General features: G+C 65.6%; 17 protein-coding genes. 8 read left to right on the top strand and 9 right to left on the bottom strand.

The features are described from left to right. Positions 1-4 precede the first annotated feature (4 nt). Positions 5-838, bottom strand: a complete 834-nt coding sequence (fabI, locus tag QXZ94_RS01520; protein WP_315718920.1) for an enoyl-ACP reductase FabI — start codon at positions 836-838, stop codon at positions 5-7. Positions 839-1044: 206 nt separating this feature from the next. Between fabI and QXZ94_RS01515 the strand changes: the two genes are divergently transcribed. Continuing rightward, positions 1045-1533, top strand: a complete 489-nt coding sequence (locus QXZ94_RS01515) for a sigma-70 family RNA polymerase sigma factor (RefSeq protein WP_315718919.1) — start codon at positions 1045-1047, stop codon at positions 1531-1533. 100 nt (positions 1534-1633) lie between these two features. Then, entirely contained in the window at positions 1634-2407 is a 774-nt protein-coding gene (locus tag QXZ94_RS01510) for an anti-sigma factor family protein (protein ID WP_172133298.1), read from the top strand. Between the two features lie 475 nt (positions 2408-2882). Here the strand turns inward: QXZ94_RS01510 and QXZ94_RS01505 are convergent, their stop codons facing one another. Both QXZ94_RS01505 and QXZ94_RS01500 read right to left on the bottom strand, forming a co-directional pair. After that, entirely contained in the window at positions 2883-3842 is a 960-nt protein-coding gene (locus QXZ94_RS01505) for a DnaJ C-terminal domain-containing protein (protein WP_315718918.1), read from the bottom strand. Between the two features lie 112 nt (positions 3843-3954). Then, positions 3955-4359, bottom strand: coding sequence for an RT0821/Lpp0805 family surface protein (locus QXZ94_RS01500; RefSeq protein ID WP_315718917.1), 405 nt, complete (start codon positions 4357-4359; stop codon positions 3955-3957). A 125-nt stretch (positions 4360-4484) separates the two neighbouring features. On the opposite strand from QXZ94_RS01500, the gene pdxH reads away from it, so the two are divergent. Both pdxH and QXZ94_RS01490 read left to right on the top strand, forming a co-directional pair. Beyond that, positions 4485-5135: a pyridoxamine 5'-phosphate oxidase gene (gene pdxH, locus QXZ94_RS01495; RefSeq protein ID WP_315718916.1), complete on the top strand. Its 651-nt coding sequence runs from the start codon at positions 4485-4487 to the stop codon at positions 5133-5135. A gap of 136 nt (positions 5136-5271) precedes the next feature. Next, complete coding sequence (locus QXZ94_RS01490) at positions 5272-6024, top strand: SDR family NAD(P)-dependent oxidoreductase (protein ID WP_172110676.1); 753 nt, start codon at positions 5272-5274, stop codon at positions 6022-6024. A gap of 239 nt (positions 6025-6263) precedes the next feature. Here QXZ94_RS01490 and QXZ94_RS01485 read toward each other — a convergent pair whose 3' ends face one another. Together QXZ94_RS01485 and QXZ94_RS01480 are read right to left on the bottom strand one after the other, a co-directional pair. After that, positions 6264-6500, bottom strand: a complete 237-nt coding sequence (locus QXZ94_RS01485; RefSeq protein ID WP_172110677.1) for a hypothetical protein — start codon at positions 6498-6500, stop codon at positions 6264-6266. Between the two features lie 529 nt (positions 6501-7029). Then, positions 7030-8007: a magnesium transporter CorA family protein gene (locus QXZ94_RS01480; protein ID WP_315718915.1), complete on the bottom strand. Its 978-nt coding sequence runs from the start codon at positions 8005-8007 to the stop codon at positions 7030-7032. A gap of 332 nt (positions 8008-8339) precedes the next feature. Here QXZ94_RS01480 and QXZ94_RS01475 point away from each other — a divergent pair, with 332 nt between their 5' ends. After that, a complete protein-coding gene (locus QXZ94_RS01475) occupies positions 8340-9020 on the top strand; it encodes a L,D-transpeptidase (protein ID WP_315718914.1) in 681 nt (226 codons plus the stop codon). Positions 9021-9204: 184 nt separating this feature from the next. Here QXZ94_RS01475 and QXZ94_RS01470 read toward each other — a convergent pair whose 3' ends face one another. Then, positions 9205-10350: an extensin family protein gene (locus QXZ94_RS01470; RefSeq protein WP_315718913.1), complete on the bottom strand. Its 1146-nt coding sequence runs from the start codon at positions 10348-10350 to the stop codon at positions 9205-9207. A 127-nt stretch (positions 10351-10477) separates the two neighbouring features. Here QXZ94_RS01470 and QXZ94_RS01465 point away from each other — a divergent pair, with 127 nt between their 5' ends. Both QXZ94_RS01465 and QXZ94_RS01460 read left to right on the top strand, forming a co-directional pair. After that, positions 10478-12106: a fatty-acid--CoA ligase gene (locus QXZ94_RS01465; protein WP_315718912.1), complete on the top strand. Its 1629-nt coding sequence runs from the start codon at positions 10478-10480 to the stop codon at positions 12104-12106. 226 nt (positions 12107-12332) lie between these two features. Next, positions 12333-13193 carry a DUF1499 domain-containing protein gene (locus tag QXZ94_RS01460; protein WP_172110681.1) on the top strand — a complete coding sequence of 287 codons (861 nt, stop codon included), beginning with the start codon at positions 12333-12335 and terminating at the stop codon, positions 13191-13193. A 95-nt stretch (positions 13194-13288) separates the two neighbouring features. Here QXZ94_RS01460 and QXZ94_RS01455 read toward each other — a convergent pair whose 3' ends face one another. The 3 genes from QXZ94_RS01455 to ribB form a co-directional block, all read right to left on the bottom strand. Further along, positions 13289-14206 (bottom strand): MBL fold metallo-hydrolase, encoded by a 918-nt coding sequence (locus tag QXZ94_RS01455; protein WP_315718911.1) that lies wholly within the window; start codon positions 14204-14206, stop codon positions 13289-13291. A 207-nt stretch (positions 14207-14413) separates the two neighbouring features. After that, positions 14414-15628: an acyl-CoA dehydrogenase gene (locus QXZ94_RS01450; RefSeq protein ID WP_172110683.1), complete on the bottom strand. Its 1215-nt coding sequence runs from the start codon at positions 15626-15628 to the stop codon at positions 14414-14416. 64 nt (positions 15629-15692) lie between these two features. Continuing rightward, entirely contained in the window at positions 15693-16769 is a 1077-nt protein-coding gene (gene ribB, locus QXZ94_RS01445; RefSeq protein WP_315718910.1) for a 3,4-dihydroxy-2-butanone-4-phosphate synthase, read from the bottom strand. Positions 16770-16944: 175 nt separating this feature from the next. Between ribB and QXZ94_RS01440 the strand changes: the two genes are divergently transcribed. Then, entirely contained in the window at positions 16945-18183 is a 1239-nt protein-coding gene (locus tag QXZ94_RS01440) for a PLP-dependent aminotransferase family protein (RefSeq protein WP_315718909.1), read from the top strand. The last annotated feature ends 5 nt before the right edge of the window (positions 18184-18188 follow it).

Genomic DNA, 18188 nt, shown 5'->3' with positions numbered 1-18188 from the left:
ACGTCTATTCCTTGGCGCCGACGGAGTTGCTGAGCGAGATGTCGGGCGCTTCCGGCCGCTTCATGCCGACGACGTGATAGCCGGAATCGACGTGATGCACCTCGCCGGTGACGCCGCGCGACAGGTCGGACAGCAGATACAGCGCGCTGTCGCCGACCTCGTCGATGGTGACGGTCCGGCGCAGCGGCGCGTTGTACTCGTTCCACTTCAGGATATAGCGGAAATCGCCGATGCCGGAGGCCGCCAGCGTCTTGATCGGGCCGGCCGAGATGGCGTTGACGCGGATGTTCTTCTCGCCGAGATCGGCGGCGAGGTAGCGCACGCTCGCCTCCAGCGCGGCCTTGGCGACGCCCATCACGTTGTAGTGCGGCATCCACTTCTCGGCGCCGTAATAGGTCAGCGTGATGATCGAACCGCCGTCGGTCATCAGCTTCTCGGCGCGCTGTGCGATCGCGGTCAGCGAGTAGCAGCTGATCAGCATGCTCTTGGAGAAATTGTCCTGCGTGGTCTCGATGTAGCGACCGTCGAGCTGATCCTTGTCGGAAAAGGCGATGGCGTGCACGACGAAATCGATCTTGCCCCACTTCTCCTTGAGCACGTCGAACACGGCGTCGACGGTGGCGGGATCCGTCACGTCGCAATGGCCGAGCACGAGGCCGCCGAGCTCGGCGGCCAAGGGCTCCACCCGCTTCTTCAGCGCGTCGCCCTGATAGGTCAGCGCGATCTCGGCGCCAGCCGCGCGCGCGGCCTTGGCGATGCCCCAGGCGATCGAGCGGTTGTTGGCCACGCCGAGGACGACCCCGCGCTTGCCCTGCATCAAACCTGAAATCTGCGCCATGCGGCTTCCCATCGAACTGATTATTAAGGACTGGACGTACACCACCGGTCTGGCCCGGTACAGCCCCATTCCGCCCGCTCTGTGGCAAACTCCAGGCGGTGTCTCCGGCCGGCGGAATAGGCCTGTCATCACGGGGTTATGGTCTGTGCAAGGCGCGGTTGCGGCCCGCGCTCCTGTCAGAATGTCCAACTGCCGCAGGGCACCCCATGAGCGCGTTCCGCCAAAGCGTCGAGGCCATGATCCCGGCATTGCGCCGCTATGCCCGCGCCTTGGCCCGCGACATGGATGCGGCGGACGATCTGGTCCAGGACACGCTGGTTCGGGCGTTGCGCTCCGAGCGGCTGTTCCTCGGCGGCGACATCAGGAGCTGGCTGTACACGATCCTGACCAATCTGAACAAGAACCGCCGGCGCTCGCTGGCGCGGCGGCCGCATTTCATGCCGCTGCTGGACGACAATCCCGACGCCAGCGGCACCGAGGCCGAGGGCCGCGACATCGAGCGGGCGCTCGCAACGCTGGTCGAGGAGCAGCGCGCCGTGCTGCTGCTCGTGGTGCTCGAAGGCATGAGCTACCGCGAGGTCGCCGATATCCAGGCCGTGCCGATCGGCACCGTGATGTCGCGCCTGGCCCGCGCCCGCGCCCATGTCCGGGCCGTGATCGAAGGCGAACGACCGACGCTGCGGAGAGTGAAATGACCCTGCAATTGACCGCACAAAAACCGCGCTGCCGCGTTCGCCTGCTCAAGGCCGCCGGGGTCGCGCGTCGGCGCGGCCGCGCGACTGCAACGAGATCCAGATGATGACCGACCCGACCATTCCCGTCACCGAAGACGAGCTGCACGCCTATGTCGACAACGAGCTGCCGGCCGAGCGCCGTGGCGATGTCGAGAGGTGGCTCGCCACGCATCCGGCCGAGGCCGAACGGGTCGAGTCCTGGCGCAGCATGGCCGAGGCGCTGCATGCCCGTTACGATTCCGTCGTCAACGAGCCGGTGCCGCCGCGCCTCGATCTCGACCAACTGGATCGCCGGCCGCGACGCTGGATCATTGGCGCGATCGCGGCGAGCGTTGCCGCCTTCGCGGTCGGCGGTGCCACCGGCTGGGTCGCGCATGGCGCGGCATCCTCGCCGTCGCTGCTGCAGAACCTGACCGGCGAGGCGCTCGATGCGCACCGGCTCTATGTCGTCGAAGTGCGCCACCCGGTCGAGGTTCCCGGCGAGGAGAAGGCGCATCTGCAGCAATGGCTGACGCGGCGGTGCGGCCGCACCGTGCAGGCGCCCGAGCTGGAAGCCACCGGGCTGAAGCTGGTGGGCGGCCGGCTGCTGCCGGGGCCGACCGGCCCGGCCTCGTTCCTGATGTATGAGAGCGCGTCCGGCGAGCGCTTCACGGTCTACGCGACCAAGGCCGGCATCGAGGCGGCCCAGATGCGCTACGTCGCGGAAGGCAATACATCGGCACTGGCATGGGCGGAGCGCGGCGTCAGCTACGTCGTCAGCGGCAGCAGCGACCGGACGCGTCTCACTCAGGTTGCACGCCTTGTTTATGACCAGTCCGAACGCGTGGGCGGCTAGCGGCGGAGCGCAGCCGAAAGCCGCCCCGCGCCGGCCGCTCCGCGATTCCCGATGCGATCAGAGGCGTTTGCACGACCGCTCGAAAGGCCGGGCCAGGGCATGACGGCAACCAGATGCCGCGGATCGACGACACGCCAAGGTCGACGCCGCAATTCCGTCACCGAAAATCTGGAATCAGGGCACCGGCGCGTCTCAATATCGCACCAAAACTTCACGAAAAAATGAGGAGTGTTCGATCCGCCGATCGACACGGAAGCGGCCTCGATCGGGGTTTTGTACCGCGCTGGTCCCCCTTTCGAGGCCGCACTTTTTTCTCTTCTCACTTTTGACATTCGGCCCGCGGACGCATCCGCGCAGCCCGGCCGTGCGATAGACGGCGATCCGGGGCCGCCGATGCGCCACGCCCCTCACCCGGATTGCTGCGCAATCAAACCTCTCCCTGCAGAGGGCGGGAGAGGTTTGGAGCGGCATTACGTTACGAAAGATTGCTGCGCGGATTGTAGGGATGCTTATCGCGCCATTTGGTCATCAGCGCCTCGAGCTCGGCGTCGTTGCCGTCCGGCAGCACGATTCGCGTGGTGACGAACAGATCGCCCGCCGAGCCGTCGCCCTTGGGCAGGCCCTTGCCCTTCAGCCGGAAGGTGCGGCCGCTGGACGTGTTCTTCGGGATCGACAGCTCGACCGCGCTGCCGAGCGTCGGCGCGCGGACCTTGGCGCCGAGCACCGCCTCGTACAGCGTGATCGGCAAATCGAGCCTGACATCGCTGCCCTCGACCTTGAAGAACGGATGCGGCGCGATCTGGATGGTGATCAGGAGATCGCCCGGCCGGTGTCCCGGCGCGCTCTCGCCCTGCCCCTTCAGGCGGATCTGCTGGCCCGCGGTCACGCCGGGCGGGACCTTGACGTTGAGCTCCTTGCCCGAAGGCAGGCGCACGCGCTTCTCGCCGCCCTTGACGGACTCCTCGAGCGTCACCGACATCGCCACCTTGAGGTCGAGATCGACACCGACGCCGCCGGTATCGAACTCGAACGGGCTACCACCGCCGCGCGAGCCTCGCGCCGCGCCACCGAACATGCTGTTCAGAATGTCCTCGAAGCCGGCGCCGCCGAAACCGCCGCCCGGCCCGCCGCCGCTGCGAAAGGTGTAATTCTCGAAGCCGCCGCCCGGACCGCCGCGGCCGGCACCGCCGCCAGGAAAGCCCTGGAAGCGCGGCTTGCCCTCGGCGTCGATCTCCCCGCGATCGAACTGCTTGCGCTTGTCCTCATCGCCCAGGATCTCGTTGGCCGAATTGATCTCGGCGAATCGTGCCGATGCCTTCGGGTCATCCTTGTTGCTGTCGGGATGATGCTTCTTGGCGAGCTTGCGATAGGCGCTCTTGATGGCCGCAGCGCTGGCGCTTCGCGGCACCCCCAAGACCTCATAGGGGTCGCGCATCCGTCACGTCTCCTTACAGAAAGTCAGATACTAACCTATGGGCTCCCCGCCCGCTTTGCATTTCATCTGGGGAGTCCGTTGTATTTTTGCAACGGGTTCCGGCGCGATCCCGCTAGCTTTGCTGCCAGGGTTTGAGCGTCTGGATGTCCCATCGGCCGCGCTCGATCCGGCAGGCCGAGCCCTGCAGCCAGCGCTCGGTCTTGCCGTTGACGTAGCTTGCCAGGAAATCCCGGCAGGTGCGGCCGTTTTCGGCGGTGTAGGACTTGGCGATCGGCGTCACCGAGCCGCGGGCGCCGGTCTGCGGATTCTGCCAGGGCTGGCTGGAATCCTTGGTGCCCTTGGTCAGCACGTCGGAGGCGGCGTTGCGGGCGAAGGCGAGATCGGCCTCGGTGGGCTCGCGCTCGGGCGGCGGGCTGATCGTGCCGGTGATCTCCGCATCCTCCATCTTGGCGAACGCCGTTTCGGGACGCGAGAGGCTGCAGCCGCCGCCCGACAGACCGATTAGAATGAGTGTCAAAGCGGTGCCGGCATGACCTATCGCGGATAGGCCAAGCCGGACCGATGCCCTATATAGGCACGGACCACACTGGACTTGCACGCGCTTGGCCGCGGGTGAACGCAAAACTCGGACTCCCCATACACATGACCGACCCCACCAGCATCAAACACCAGACAACCTTAACATCCGGTACATCGGCCGATTTTACCCAGGCCAGCGAGCCGTTTGCGCTGTTTGCCGAGTGGTTTGCGGAAGCCAACAAGAGCGAGCCGAACGATCCGAATGCGATGGCGCTGTCGACCGTCGATGCGGACGGGTTGCCGGACGTCCGCATGGTGCTGATGAAGGGCTATGACGAGGACGGCTTCGTCTTCTACAGTCACAAGGCCAGCCAGAAGGGCCAGGAGCTTGCCGCCAATCCGAAGGCTGCGCTGCTGTTTCACTGGAAGTCGCTGCGCCGGCAGGTGCGCATCCGCGGCCTCGTGATCCCGGTGACGAACGAGGAGGCCGACGCCTATTTCGCGACGCGGCCGAAGCAGGCGCAGCTCGGCGCCTGGGCCAGCAAGCAGTCGCAGCCGCTGGAGAGCCGCTTCGCCTTCGAGCAGGCGATCGCCAAGGTCGCCGCGCAATACATCATCGGCGAGGTGCCGCGCCCGCCGGGATGGAGCGGCTGGCGCATTGCGCCCGTCCGGATGGAGTTCTGGCACGATCGGCCGTTCCGGCTGCACGATCGCATCGAATTCCGGCGCGATGCGGCCGGCCAGCCCTGGGCCAAGGTGCGGATGTATCCGTAGCAACCTTCAGGGTCCGTCCGGACTCATCGATCACGCGTCAAACGTCACGTTCGACATCGGTGCGCACGAATCGCGCACCGCTCATGCAACCATTGTGGTAAGTTGATCCCTCAAGGGATCGTGAGAGACCCAGTTCATGCCGACCTCCTCCAACCAGCCGCGGCGCACGATGCTGCTGACCGGCGCCAGCCGCGGCATCGGCCACGCGACGGTGATCCGCTTCTCGTCCGCCGGCTGGCGCGTCCTCACCTGTTCGCGGCACCCATTCCCCGAGGAATGCCCGTGGGGCGCCGGCCCCGAGGACCACGTTCAGGTCGACCTGTCCGATCCGCAGGACACCCTGCGCGCGATCGCCGAGATCAAGCAGCGCATCGACGGCGGCGAGCTGCACGCGCTGGTCAACAACGCCGCGATCTCACCGAAGGGATCGGGCGGCGCGCGGCTCGGCACCGTCGATACCGACCTCGACACCTGGAATCACGTCTTCCGCGTCAACTTCTTCGCACCCATCATGATGGCGCGCGGCCTGATCAACGAGCTGAAGGCGGCCAAGGGCTCCGTCGTCAACGTCACCTCGATCGCCGGCTCGCGCGTGCATCCGTTCGCCGGCGCCGCCTATGCGACGTCAAAGGCCGCGCTGGCCGCGCTGACACGCGAGATGGCGTCGGATTTCGGCCGCGTCGGCGTGCGCGTCAACTCGATCGCCCCCGGCGAGATCGACACCTCGATCCTGTCGCCGGGCACCGAGAAGATCGTCCAGGAGCAGATCCCGATGCAGCGGCTCGGCACCCCCGACGAGGTCGCCAAGATCATCTACGTGCTGTGCACCGAGACCAGCTCCTACGTGAACGGCGCCGAGATCCACATCAACGGCGGCCAGCACGTCTGATTGCCGTCGACTCACGGCAGCGCGATGCCGAGTGGGACTTGGTTCATGGCGACTTGCCGTGTCCCGGCGATTCCCGGCCCGGTGCGCCAATGCGCGATTAACGCCACTCGCAAAGATCGCTGCGCCAACCCACCCGCACAAACAAAAGCGCCCTCCGAAGGGGGCGCTGTTGATGGGTCGGCGTCGGCAGACATGAGTACAAGGCGTCGGCCGGGAGCGATCGGACGAAGAACGGTCGTTCAGCCCTCGCACACCAAGCCGCGCAAGATCTGGGCGGCCCGCCAGCGCAAGCGGTCGGTTTCGACATTCAGGGCGCTCGAGCAGTCGTCCTCGCGCTCGTCATCGTCGAGATCGGCACCGCAGTAGCGGCAGGTGCGGGGCGACAGCGCATGGGCCACGACGATGTCGGCACGGCCGCGCTGGTAGCTGGCGAGCTCGACCACGTTGTTCGATGCCGTTATGCGTTTCTCAACCATTGCCGCCTCTTGGCCCTGGGCGCGATGCGCGCGCCCCTTCAGCTCTGCCTTGCATGCCACGCGCCGAAGCGTTCATTGTTGGTCATGCTCACGAGCTGATTTATCGCAGAGAAGTTTCGATCAAACGTTCAGGGTTCCCGTCAAATTTTACCTGAGCAATTGAGGCGGCTTTGCAGCCGTGTTGCAGCCGGCCTAACAAGTATTTCCTATCATGGCGCACGCCCTGCATTTTGTGTCGCTTGAAGTGCATAGCGACATACCGGCGAGGGCATCCACTGAGCGAACACGCCGCCCCTCGCAGCTAATAACGAGGCACGAGTGCGGCCGAGACGTGGCGCGGAGCGCGATGTGAAGGCCATCCTGCGCATGCGCAAAATGCCTGCGGCCCCATAGGAATCGTCGATCCCGCGCGGGGCCGGATCATGACGAGCTGCTACGCATCATGATCCCATCTCCTCTCTTGTCTTTGCTCGCGCGATCTCCGCGCAGGCCTCTGTCGCGCGGGATTCGGCTCTTGCCGGAAGCCGGCTTAGAGCCACTTCTTCCATTTGAAGATCCAGTACGGCACGATCGCGCAGATCAGCATCAGCCCGAGCGCCATCGGATAGCCGTGAGCCCATTCGAGCTCCGGCATCATCTTGAAGTTCATGCCGTAGATCGATGCGATCAGGGTCGGCGGCATCAGCACCACAGCCATGACCGAGAACAGCTTGATGATGTTGTTCTGCTCGAGATTGACGACGCCGAGCATCGCGTCGAGCACGAAGGTGATCTTGCTGGCGAGGTAGGAGGCGTGGTCGGTCAGCGAGGCGACGTCGCGCTGCATGGTCTTGAGCTGCTCGCGCATGTCCTTCGACCATTTCACGCCTTCGACCACGGCCGACAGGAAGGTGACGAGACGACCGATCGACACCAGGCTCTCGCGCACCTTCGAGGTCAGATCGCCCTTGCGGCCGATCGCGATCAGGATCTGCGAGTACTGCTTGGCGTGGCCGTGCCGCTCATTGTTCGGCTCGAAGATTTCGTGACTGACCTGGTCGATATCAGCGCCGACCTTTTCGAGAATGTCGGCGCAACGATCGATGACGGCGTCGAGCAGCTCCATCAGGACCATCTCGCCAGTGATCCCGGGCGCGCAATTGCGAGCGAGCTTGGCCTCGACCACCGCGAACGGCCGCGGCTGGTCGTAACGCACCGTCACCAGCCGATGGCCGGCCAGGATGAAGGTGACGGCCGTGGTCCTGGGCATGTCGGTGTCGGAGTGACACATCAGCGTCGCCGTCATGTAGCGGGCGCCGTTCTCGATGTAGAGGCGGCTGGAGATCTCGATCTCCTGCATGTCTTCGCGCGTCGGCACCGCGATCCCCGCGAGTTTCTCGACGGCCCGGTCCTCGGCATTGCTCGGATTGACCAGGTCGACCCAGACCGCGTTGTCGGGTAGGGCCGAGGGATCGGTGATCTCAGCCTTCTTCAGCGCTGCGTCGGACGGGACAAACACCGAGAACATGAAAAGCTCCGAATCGCAGAACGTGGTTTTCGGGGGATTTAGCGGCGGGGCGCTGCCGCCTTGTGACGCAGCTTGGTGACGGGGTCCATCGGCTTTTCAAGGCGGAACCAGCGACCGCCCGACATCGGGGCCACCGTGCCCTGCGGAGCACAGCTGTGGATGAGTGCCCGCAACTTTGCGGCAAAAAGGCAACAATCGCGGCGCTGCAGCGTGACTTGTGCGTGTATCGGCTGGAATTGAGAACGATTTTGACGATAATGGGACATGTGGAATCGCGCTGCAGTGGCGCGGCCGTGCCATTGCAACGTCAGCTGTCAATTGGAATTGGTGACATGTCGCTGAAGGTGAAACTCGGACTCCTGGCCGCCGGCCTGATGCTGTCGGGCTGCATGCAGGCCACGACCTATGAGGCGACCAATACCCAGGCCTTCAAGCCGAAGGACAAGGATCTTCTGGCGAAGGTCCGCTATACCAACACCCCGGTGGCGGAGCCCTATCGGCGCGCGATCGTCGACTACCACCGCAAGGAAGCGCCGGGCTCCATCGTCGTCGATTCCGACAGCCATTACCTGTTCTACGTGCTGGAGGGCGGCAAGGCGATCCGCTACGGCATCACCGTCGGCGAAGAGGCCATGGCCTGGTCGGGCATCGCCAAGGTGGGCGCCATGACCGAGTGGCCGGCTTGGCATCCGACCAAGAGCGAGATCGAGCGGCTTGGCGTGCCGACCTTCGTCGCGGCAGGCCCGGACAATCCGATGGGCTCGCGGGCGATGTACCTCTATGCCAACGGCAAGGATACGCTGTTCCGCATCCACGGCACCAACCAGCCTGAATATATCGGCGCTTCGATCTCCTCGGGCTGCATCCGCCTGACCAATGAGGACGCCATCGACCTCTACAACCGGGTCAAGGTCGGCACCATCGTCGTCGTGCTGGATCCGAAGAAGGGCGATTCGCCGTACAAGCCGCAGATGGCCCTGCAGGGCGGCGGCACCTACGCGGCGATGCAGTAAGCGCCGTCTGGCGGACACGGGATCAAAAGCCGAGAAACGCGTTTAGCAGCCTCTTTGAGAGCGTCGGGCAACCGGCGCTCTTTTGTTTTGGCACGATCGAGGTGTCAGCCCATCGGTTTCACCGCCTCGGCCGTTGAGCGGCGGAGCGGAGGCGGCGAATCGGCAGCGGCCGCGTCGCTCGCCATCAGGACTTGCTCTTGTGCTTCTTCTTGGCGCCCTTTGCAGGGGCAGGCTGCGGAGCGGGAGGCGGCATCGCGGGCTCGGGATCCTCGGCCTCTGCCGCCGCGGCATCGCCGGATGATGGCTCCGACGGTGCCGCCTTCCGTGCGTCCGGCTCCGCAGCGCCCCGCGACCCAGCGCGACCGGCGGCCTTCTCGCCCTTTGCTTCCTGCTTGGCACCTTCCTTGGCCTCCTCCTGCTCGGCCTCCGCCGTCTCGCGCGGCGGCGCGTCGTCGGGCCGGACGGCCGGCATCAGCGGGGCGATCTTCGGCAAGGGATCGAGCACGTCCCACTGGCAGATGCGATAATTGCTGCGGCGCTCCGCGAGATCGAGGTGGATGTGGTCCTCATGATACCAGTCCGAGTCCGGGCCCAGCACGGTCGAGAAATGCGTGCAGACCGAATGCAGCACTGCCTCCCGCAGATCGCGCGGCTGGGTGCGGTCGGTGAGTTCGATCATGCGGCCGTCCGCGAGCTTGAAGCCGCGCACGTCGAGCGCGTTGGCCCGCCCATGCTCAGACATCTGCGCTCCGGCAACGTTGTTGCGGCCTCGGCATTGATACGAATCGAAATTATCCAGCGCGGCGATCGGGCTGCCGAGGCGCACGACCAGCGGGGCAACATCGTTGCGGACCCAGTTGGCGACCGTAGACGCCATCGTGCAGCGCATCACCGCCGCCGGCGTCACCGCCACCCGCCGCTTGTCCGGCAGCACCACCGCCTCCAGCCGCACCAGGTCGTCGCCGCCGCAGGCGCCCGGCCCCTTGATCGCCGGTATCGAGGGCGCCATCGCGATCTCCTCGGTCAGCGCGATTCGGCAGGCGGACGGCTGCGGCGCGGGCGGTGCCTTGGCCTCCTTTGCACCCTCCTTGCCTCCCTCGGTCCCCTCCTCCCGGGCGGCGTCCTTGGTCTGCTCGCGGGAGGCGGGCTGCGGTGCCGATTCGGGACGTGGCCGTGGCAGCGGCACAGCCGCGAGCGGATGCTCCCTTTGCGCTGGGGCCGCTGCCGGGGCGCGATGGTGTGACGGGTTAGCCGCCCCGGACCGTGCGGCCGCCGGCGCAGCGGCCATGAGGCAGCTCAATGCAACCGCCGTGGCCGTGGCGCTAACCATCGCCCTGGCCGCGACGACGTTGCCCCTACAAGCCCATTTGCGCGCGCTGCGGCGCGCGCTAAAATTCATGGAACAGACCAAAAGACCCTCGCTGCCCTAAAGCGAATACCACCGGAGGAACGACCTGATGCTTGGTTTGATGCAAGACTGGCCCCTGCTTTGTCACCGGATCATCGAGCATGCGGCGACAATCCACGGCTCCCAGGAGGTCGTGACCCGCTCGGTCGAAGGCCCCATCGTTCGCACCACCTATCGGCAAATCCACGACCGCGCTCTCAAGGTTTCACAGAAGCTGACGCGCGACGGCATCAAGCTGGGCGACCGCGTCGCCACCATTGCCTGGAATACCGCTCGTCATCTCGAGGTCTGGTACGGCATTATGGGAATCGGTGCGATCTGTCACACGGTCAATCCGCGCCTGTTTCCGGAGCAGATCGCCTGGATCGTCAACCACGCCCAGGACCGCATCGTCATCACCGATCTGACCTTCGTGCCGTTGTTGGAAAAGCTCGCCGACAAGCTGCCGAGCGTCGAGCGCTACGTGGTGCTGACCGATGCCGCGCATATGCCGCAGACGACGCTGAAGAACGCGGTTGCCTACGAATCGTGGATCGGCGAGGCCGATGGCGACTTCAAATGGAGCACCTTCGACGAGAACACCGCGGCGGCGATGTGCTACACGTCCGGCACCACGGGCGATCCCAAGGGCGTGCTGTATTCGCATCGGTCCAACGTGCTCCACGCGTTGATGGCCAACTCCCGCGATTCGCTGGGCACGTCGGCCGGCGATACAATGCTTCCGGTGGTTCCGCTGTTCCATGCCAACAGCTGGGGCATCGCGTTCTCCGCGCCTTCGATGGGCACCAAGCTGGTGATGCCCGGCCCCAAGCTCGACGGCGCCTCGGTCTACGAGCTGCTCGACACCGAGAAGGTGACCTACACCGCCGGCGTGCCGACGGTGTGGCTGATGCTGCTGCAGCACATGCAGGCGCATAAGCTGACGCTGCCGCATCTGAAGATGGTGGTGTGCGGCGGCTCGGCGATGCCGCGCTCGATGATCCAGTCCTTCCTCGACATGGGCATTGGCGTGCGTCACGCCTGGGGCATGACCGAGATGAGCCCGATCGGCACGCTCGCCACCCTGAAGCCGCCGTTCCTCACTGCCGAGGGTGACGCGAAGCTCGACGTGCTGCAGACCCAGGGCTTCCCGCCGTTCGGCGTCGAGATGAAGATCACCGACGATGCCGGCGCCGAGCTGCCGTGGGACGGCAAGACCTTCGGCCGGCTCAAGGTGTCGGGCCCAGCGGTGTCCAAGGCCTACTACAAAGTCGACAGCAACATCCTCGACGAGGAAGGCTTCTTCGACACCGGCGACGTCGCCACCGTCGACGAGCATGGCTTCATGCGCATCACCGACCGCTCCAAGGACGTCATCAAGTCCGGCGGCGAGTGGATCTCCTCGATCGACCTCGAGAACCTCGCAGTCGGCCACCCCGCCGTGGCGGAGGCCGCCGTGATCGGCGTCTATCATCCGAAATGGGACGAGCGTCCGCTGCTGATCGTCCAGCTCAAGCAGGGCCAGACGGCAACCCGCGAGGACATCCTGAAATTCATGGAAGGCAAGATCGCCAAATGGTGGATGCCCGATGACGTCGCTTTCGTCGACGGCATCCCGCACACCGCGACAGGCAAGATCCTCAAGACCGCGCTGCGCGAGCAGTTCAAGGCATATCGCTTCCCCAACGCCGCGGCCTGACGCGCCTAGCTGAGCTTCGAATCAGAGCGGCCCCTCCGGCGATGGTGGGGCCGCTTCTGTCTGGACCGAAAGCCCCTGCGATCGTTGCCTCGCTCCAGGGCTGTCCCGTCGATCTCGTGAACCTCAAGGGTGCTGGCAAAGTCCTTGAATTTGCGTCATCCCCATGGTCTCTCAGATGGCGACGGCCATCGACCATGATGGCTCAACCCCGGCAGCTCCCGACCCGATGGCCCGCAGGTTCCACGCCCCCTATCTGTCGGAGCCGACCTCCAGCCTCGCGACCTGGACCCGCAATCTCGCGGTGTTCTCCGTCGTCGCCGTGGTCGTCTCGATCCTGATCCTGCGCTTCGACTTCCTGGAGATGAAGCCGGCGCTGGCAACCTTCTTCGGCGCGCTCGGCCTCGCCGTGCTGTCGATCCTGCTCGGCCTCGCCGCCTTCGTCGCGATCTGGCGCAACGGCAGCCGTGGCATGAGCCGCGTCCTGCTTGCCTTCATGATCGATGCGGTCGTGCTGGCCTACCCCGCTTATCTCGCGCTTCAATACCGCAAGCTGCCGAAGATCTACGACATCACCACGGATCCCGTCGACCCGCCGCGCTTCGAGGCGCTGGCGCCGTTGCGCAACGGCGACGGCACCAACACTGCCGTCTACGCCGGTCTGTATTCGTGGGAGCAACAGCGGACGATCTACCCGGACATCGAGCCGGTGCAGATCGAGCTTCCGCCCGACCGCGCCTATGCGGTCGCGCTGAAGCTGATCAACCGGCGCAAATGGTTCATCGTCGACGAACGCGCGCCGCAGCCGCCGCGCCGCGAGGGCCGCATCGAGGCGGTCGCACGCACGCCGATCATGGGCTTCCGCGAGGACATCTCGATCCGCGTCAAGCCCGACGGCGAGGACTCCCGGATCGATGTGCGCTCCGCCTCGCGCTATTTCGATTCCGATCTCGGCAGCAACGCATCACGCGTGACGAAACTGCTGGAGGATCTGTCCAACGCCGGTGAGGCCGAGGCGCAGAAGCCGGTGAAGAAGGTCACGCCGCCGCCGGTGGCGGCGAAGGGAAATGCGAAGACGGTGAAGAAGTGAAACGGGCGAATGGCGAATTGGGAGTAGCGAATACGGAATGAAGTCGCTCAGGCCTGTGCTCGCTCCCCTCTTCGCTACTCCCTATTCGCCTTTCGCTACGCCAGCCGATAAGTCCCACCAATGACCGGATCGCCCTCGGTCGCCACGATGCCGCGAGCCACAAGGTCTTCCAGATGGGCCAGCACGGAATAGCCGGCCGCGGTGGTGAGGCGGGGATCGATGCCGATATAGATCGCGCGCACCATGGTCGGGATGTCCGCTTCGCCCTTGGCGAGGCGATGCAGGATCGAGGCTTCACGGGCCTGGCGGTGGCGCAGCAGGAAGCGGGTGTAGCGCGGGCCTTCGGGAATCTCGGGGCCATGGCCCGAGAAATAGAGATCCTCCGGCCGGCCCGCGAGCCGCTCCAGCGAGGCCATGTAGTCAACCATCGAGCCATCGGGCGGCGCCACGATCGACGTGGCCCAGCCCATCACGTGATCGCCGACGAAGGTCGTGCTGCGCTCGCTCCAGGCGAAAGCGAGATGATTGGCTGTATGCCCGGGCGTCGCCACCGCCTCGAGCTGCCACCCCTGCCCTTCGATCACGTCGCCGTCGGCGATCGCGACATCCGGCGCGAAGTCGCGGTCGACGCCGGATTCCGGACTGTGCTTCTCGCTCTCATAGCGCGGCCGCGAGGCGCGGTGCGGACCCTCGGCATAGACCGTGGCGCCAGTCGCAGCCTTCAAACGTCCGGTGTTCGGCGAGTGGTCACGATGCGTATGCGTGACGATGATATGGGTCACCGTCTCCCCGCGGACGGCATCCAGCAGCGCCTGCGCATGCGCCTCGTTATCCGGGCCGGGATCGATGATCGCGACGTTGCCGCGGCCGACGATGTAGCTGACGGTGCCGGTGAAGGTGAAGGGACTCGGATTGTTGCAGAGAACGCGGCGAATGCCTGGCCGCACCTCGTCCACTTGTCCAGCGACGAGCGGGAAGCTGCGGTTGAACGGGATGTCGTCATTGTCGGCCATGGCGTGCCTTCCTGCATGGGGCACACAGTCACCCCACTCTCCGCCGTCATACCCCGCGAAAGCGGGGTATCCAGTACTCCGAGACGGTCATGAGTCTCGATGAGCCGGCGATTACTGGATCGTCCGCCTTCGCGGCCGATGACAGTGGTGAGCGCGATGGCGACCGCCCATCTCGCGGGCGGAGGCGACGCGCGTCGCGTAGCGCCCTTAGAAGAACGCCTGAATACCCGTGATCGCCCGGCCGAGGATCAGGGCGTGGACGTCGTGCGTCCCCTCATAGGTGTTGACCGTCTCGAGGTTGGAGACGTGGCGCATCACGTGATACTCGATCTGGATGCCGTTGCCGCCGTGCATGTCGCGGGCAACGCGGGCGATGTCGAGCGCCTTGCCGCAATTGTTGCGCTTGACGATCGAGATCATCTCGGGGGCCATCTTGCCCTCGTCCATCAGCCGGCCGACGCGAAGCGAGCCCTGCAGGCCGAGCGCGATCTCGGTCTCCATGTCGGCGAGCTTCTTCTGCACCAGCTGGGTGGCGGCGAGCGGACGGCCGAACTGCTTGCGGTCCAGCGTGTACTGGCGGGCGCGCTGCATGCAGTCCTCGGCGGCGCCGAGCACGCCCCAGGAGATGCCGTAGCGGGCGCGGTTGAGGCAGCCGAACGGGCCCTTGAGGCCCGACACGTTGGGCAGCAGCGCGTCTTCCGGCACCACCACGCCGTCCATCACGACCTCGCCGGTGATCGAGGCGCGCAAGGACAGCTTGCCACCGATCTTCGGCGCCGACAGGCCCTTCATGCCCTTCTCGAGGATGAAGCCGCGGATCTGGTTGTCATGCGCGGCCGACTTGGCCCACACCACGAACACGTCGGCGATCGGCGCGTTCGAGATCCACATCTTGCTGCCGGTCAGCCGATAGCCGTCGGCCACCTTTTCCGCGCGCGTCTTCATGCCGGCCGGATCGGAGCCGGCGTCCGGCTCGGTCAGGCCGAAGCAGCCGACCCATTCGCCGCTGGCGAGCTTCGGGAGATATTTCTTGCGCTGGTTCTCGTCGCCATAGGCGTAGATCGGATACATCACCAGCGACGACTGCACCGAGTTCATCGAGCGGTAGCCGGAATCGACGCGCTCGATCTCGCGCGCCACGAGGCCGTAGGCGACGTAGCTCGCATTGGCGCAGCCATATTCTTCCGGCAGCGTGATGCCGATCAGGCCGAGCTCGCCCATCTCGTTGAAGATCTCGCGGTCGGTCTTCTCCTCGAGATAGGCCTTGGTCACGCGCGGCAGCAGCTTGTCCTGGGCATAGGCGCGCGCGGTGTCACGCACCATGCGCTCGTCCTCGGTCAATTGCTCGTCCAGCAGGAAGGGATCGTCCCACTGGAAGCTCGACTGGGCCGGCTTGTCCTTTGCCTGAGGGCGCGCGCTCATGAATGGTCCTTTCGCGTCTCGCTGCGCACGGGTCGCAGCCGTCTGGAGGTTAAATCCTGGAAGTTCAGCCTTCAAGCCGCTCATTGGCGACGATCTCGATGCCGAACCCCGACAGGCCCTTGTAGTCATGGGCCGACGAGGTCAGGTTCCGGATCGACGTCACGCCGAGATCGCGCAGAATCTGCGCACCGACACCGACCTCGCGCCACTGACGGTGGCGATCGGCCTCTGCGGTATGCGGCTCCGTGACCGGCTCGACCGGAACGCCGGCCGCGCCGTCACGCAGATAGATCAGCACGCCACGGCCGGCCTGCTTGAAGTGCTGCAGCACCGCTTGAATACGCTGCGGACCCGCAATCAGATCCTTCACGATGTTGGGCTTGTGCAGGCGCGTCAGCACGTTCTTGCCGTCGCCGATGCCGTTGTAGACGAACGCCGCATGAGTGATCGGATCGAACGGCGAACGGTAGGCGTAGCCCTGCAGCGGCCCGATCGGGCTTTCGGTCGTGAAGGTCGACACCCGCTCGATCAGCTTCTCGCGCGCCTGCCGGTAGGAGATCAGGTCGGCAATCGTGACGTGCTTGAGATTGTGGGCGGCGGCGAAGCGGACGACCTGCTCGCCCTTCATCACGGTGCCGTCGTCGTTCATCAACTCCGAGATGACGCCGACCGGCGGCAGCCCGGAGAGCTTGCAGAGATCGACCGCCGCCTCGGTATGGCCCGAGCGCAGCAGCACACCGCCGTCACGCGCGATCAGCGGGAAGATATGGCCGGGGCGCGCGAAATCAGCGGCGCCGGCATTCGGATTGGCGAGCGCACGGCAGCAGGAGGCGCGCTCCTCGGCGGAGATGCCTGTGCCACCATCCGGCTTGTAGTCGATCGAGACGGTGAAGGCCGTGGTATGATTGGAGTCGTTGTGAGCGACCATCGGATCGAGACGCAACCGCCGTGCGTCCTCAGCCGTGATCGGGGCGCAGACGATGCCCGAAGTGTGACGGATGATGAACGCCATCTTGTCGGGCGTGCACAGCGAGGCCGCCACGATCAGATCGCCTTCCCCTTCGCGATCGTCATCGTCGGTCACGACGACCATCTCGCCCTTGGCGAAGGCGTACAGAACTTCCTGGATCGAGTCGGCCATTACAAGTCTCGCTGCTTTTCCGGGGTGCTTTAGCCGGGATCGCGGGCGCGCGCCAGAGCAGCGGAACCGCGGCTCGAAAGTCGGCCTTCCCCGGAAAAGGACCTGTCCCGTGGGGACAAGCGCCCTGGTATCTGTTTAAAGTCGCGGCAAATTGAGAACAAGGGAGGCGTGCCTCATGGCCGCATTCGATTTTGCACCGCTCCTCGGCCCCGGCCTGCCGCCGCCGGCCGCGCGCTGGACCGGACTTGCAAGATACAGCTTCGTCGGCGGCAACAATGACGCTGACGCCGTGCCGGTCGAAGACTTGCGCGCCGCGGCTGACGCCGTGCTGGCCCGCGAAGGCCGTTCCCTGGCGACCTACGGCCTCGCCCATGGACCGCAGGGCTATCGGCCATTGCGGGACTTCCTGGCCGCCAAGCTGGCGCGCGACGCCGGCCTGTCGGCGCGGGCGGACGACATCATGATCCTGTCCGGCTCGTTGCAGGGGCTCGACCTGGTCAACCAGGCGCTGCTCACGCGCGGCGACACCGTGCTGGTCGAGCAGGACAATTACCAGGGCACGCTGACGCGGCTGGCGCGGCTCGGTGTGAAGGTCATCGGCATCCCGCTCGACCGGGACGGCATGCGAACGGACGTGCTGGCCACCGTGCTGGCCGATTTGAAGGATCGCGGCATCCGGCCGAAATACATCTATACCATTCCCACGGTGCAGAACCCGACCGGCACCATCATGCCGGAGAACCGCCGCGCCGAGCTGTTGTGGCTGTCGCGCGCCTATGGCGTGCCGGTGTTCGAGGACGACTGTTATGCCGACTTGATCTGGGAGGGCAAACGGCCGCGCGCGATCCATGGCATGTCCGACCATGGCGGCGTCATCCACCTCGGCTCATTCTCGAAATCGGTCGCACCTGCCCTGCGCGTCGGCTTTCTGGTCGCGCCCTGGGAGATCATGTCGGTGCTGCTGGCGCTCAAGACCGACGCCGGCTCGGGCGCCCTCGAGCAGATGGTGCTGGCGGAATACTGCAAGCCGCATTTCGCGAGCCACGTGCCGCAACTGGTGCGCGGGCTGCGCGCCAAGCTGGACACCCTGATCGACGCGCTCAATGCCGAGTTTGGAACGGCCGCCGAGTTCGAGCCGCCGAAGGGCGGTATCTTTCTCTGGGTCAAGCTGCCGGACCAGGTCGACGCGATGAAGCTCTCGCAGGCCGCACTCAAGCGCGGCGTGTCGATCAATCCGGGACCGGAATGGTCGACCGACGCCGCTCATGCGCGAAGCCGCGTGAGGCTGTGCTTTGCCAGCCCCTCGCATCAGGAGATCCGGGAGGGCATCGCCGTCCTCGCGGAGGTCTGCCGCGACGAGTTCGGCGTGCCCAAGCGTTCGGCTAATGTGGAGCGAAGCAGCGCGACCGAATGATCGCG

The sequence above is a fragment of the Bradyrhizobium sp. SZCCHNS2022 genome (assembly GCF_032377575.1).
In the GTDB taxonomy this organism is placed as follows: domain Bacteria; phylum Pseudomonadota; class Alphaproteobacteria; order Rhizobiales; family Xanthobacteraceae; genus Bradyrhizobium; species Bradyrhizobium aeschynomenes.
The sequence above is the reverse complement of the archived record's forward strand: the minus strand, read 5'-3'. Positions and strand labels throughout refer to the sequence as shown.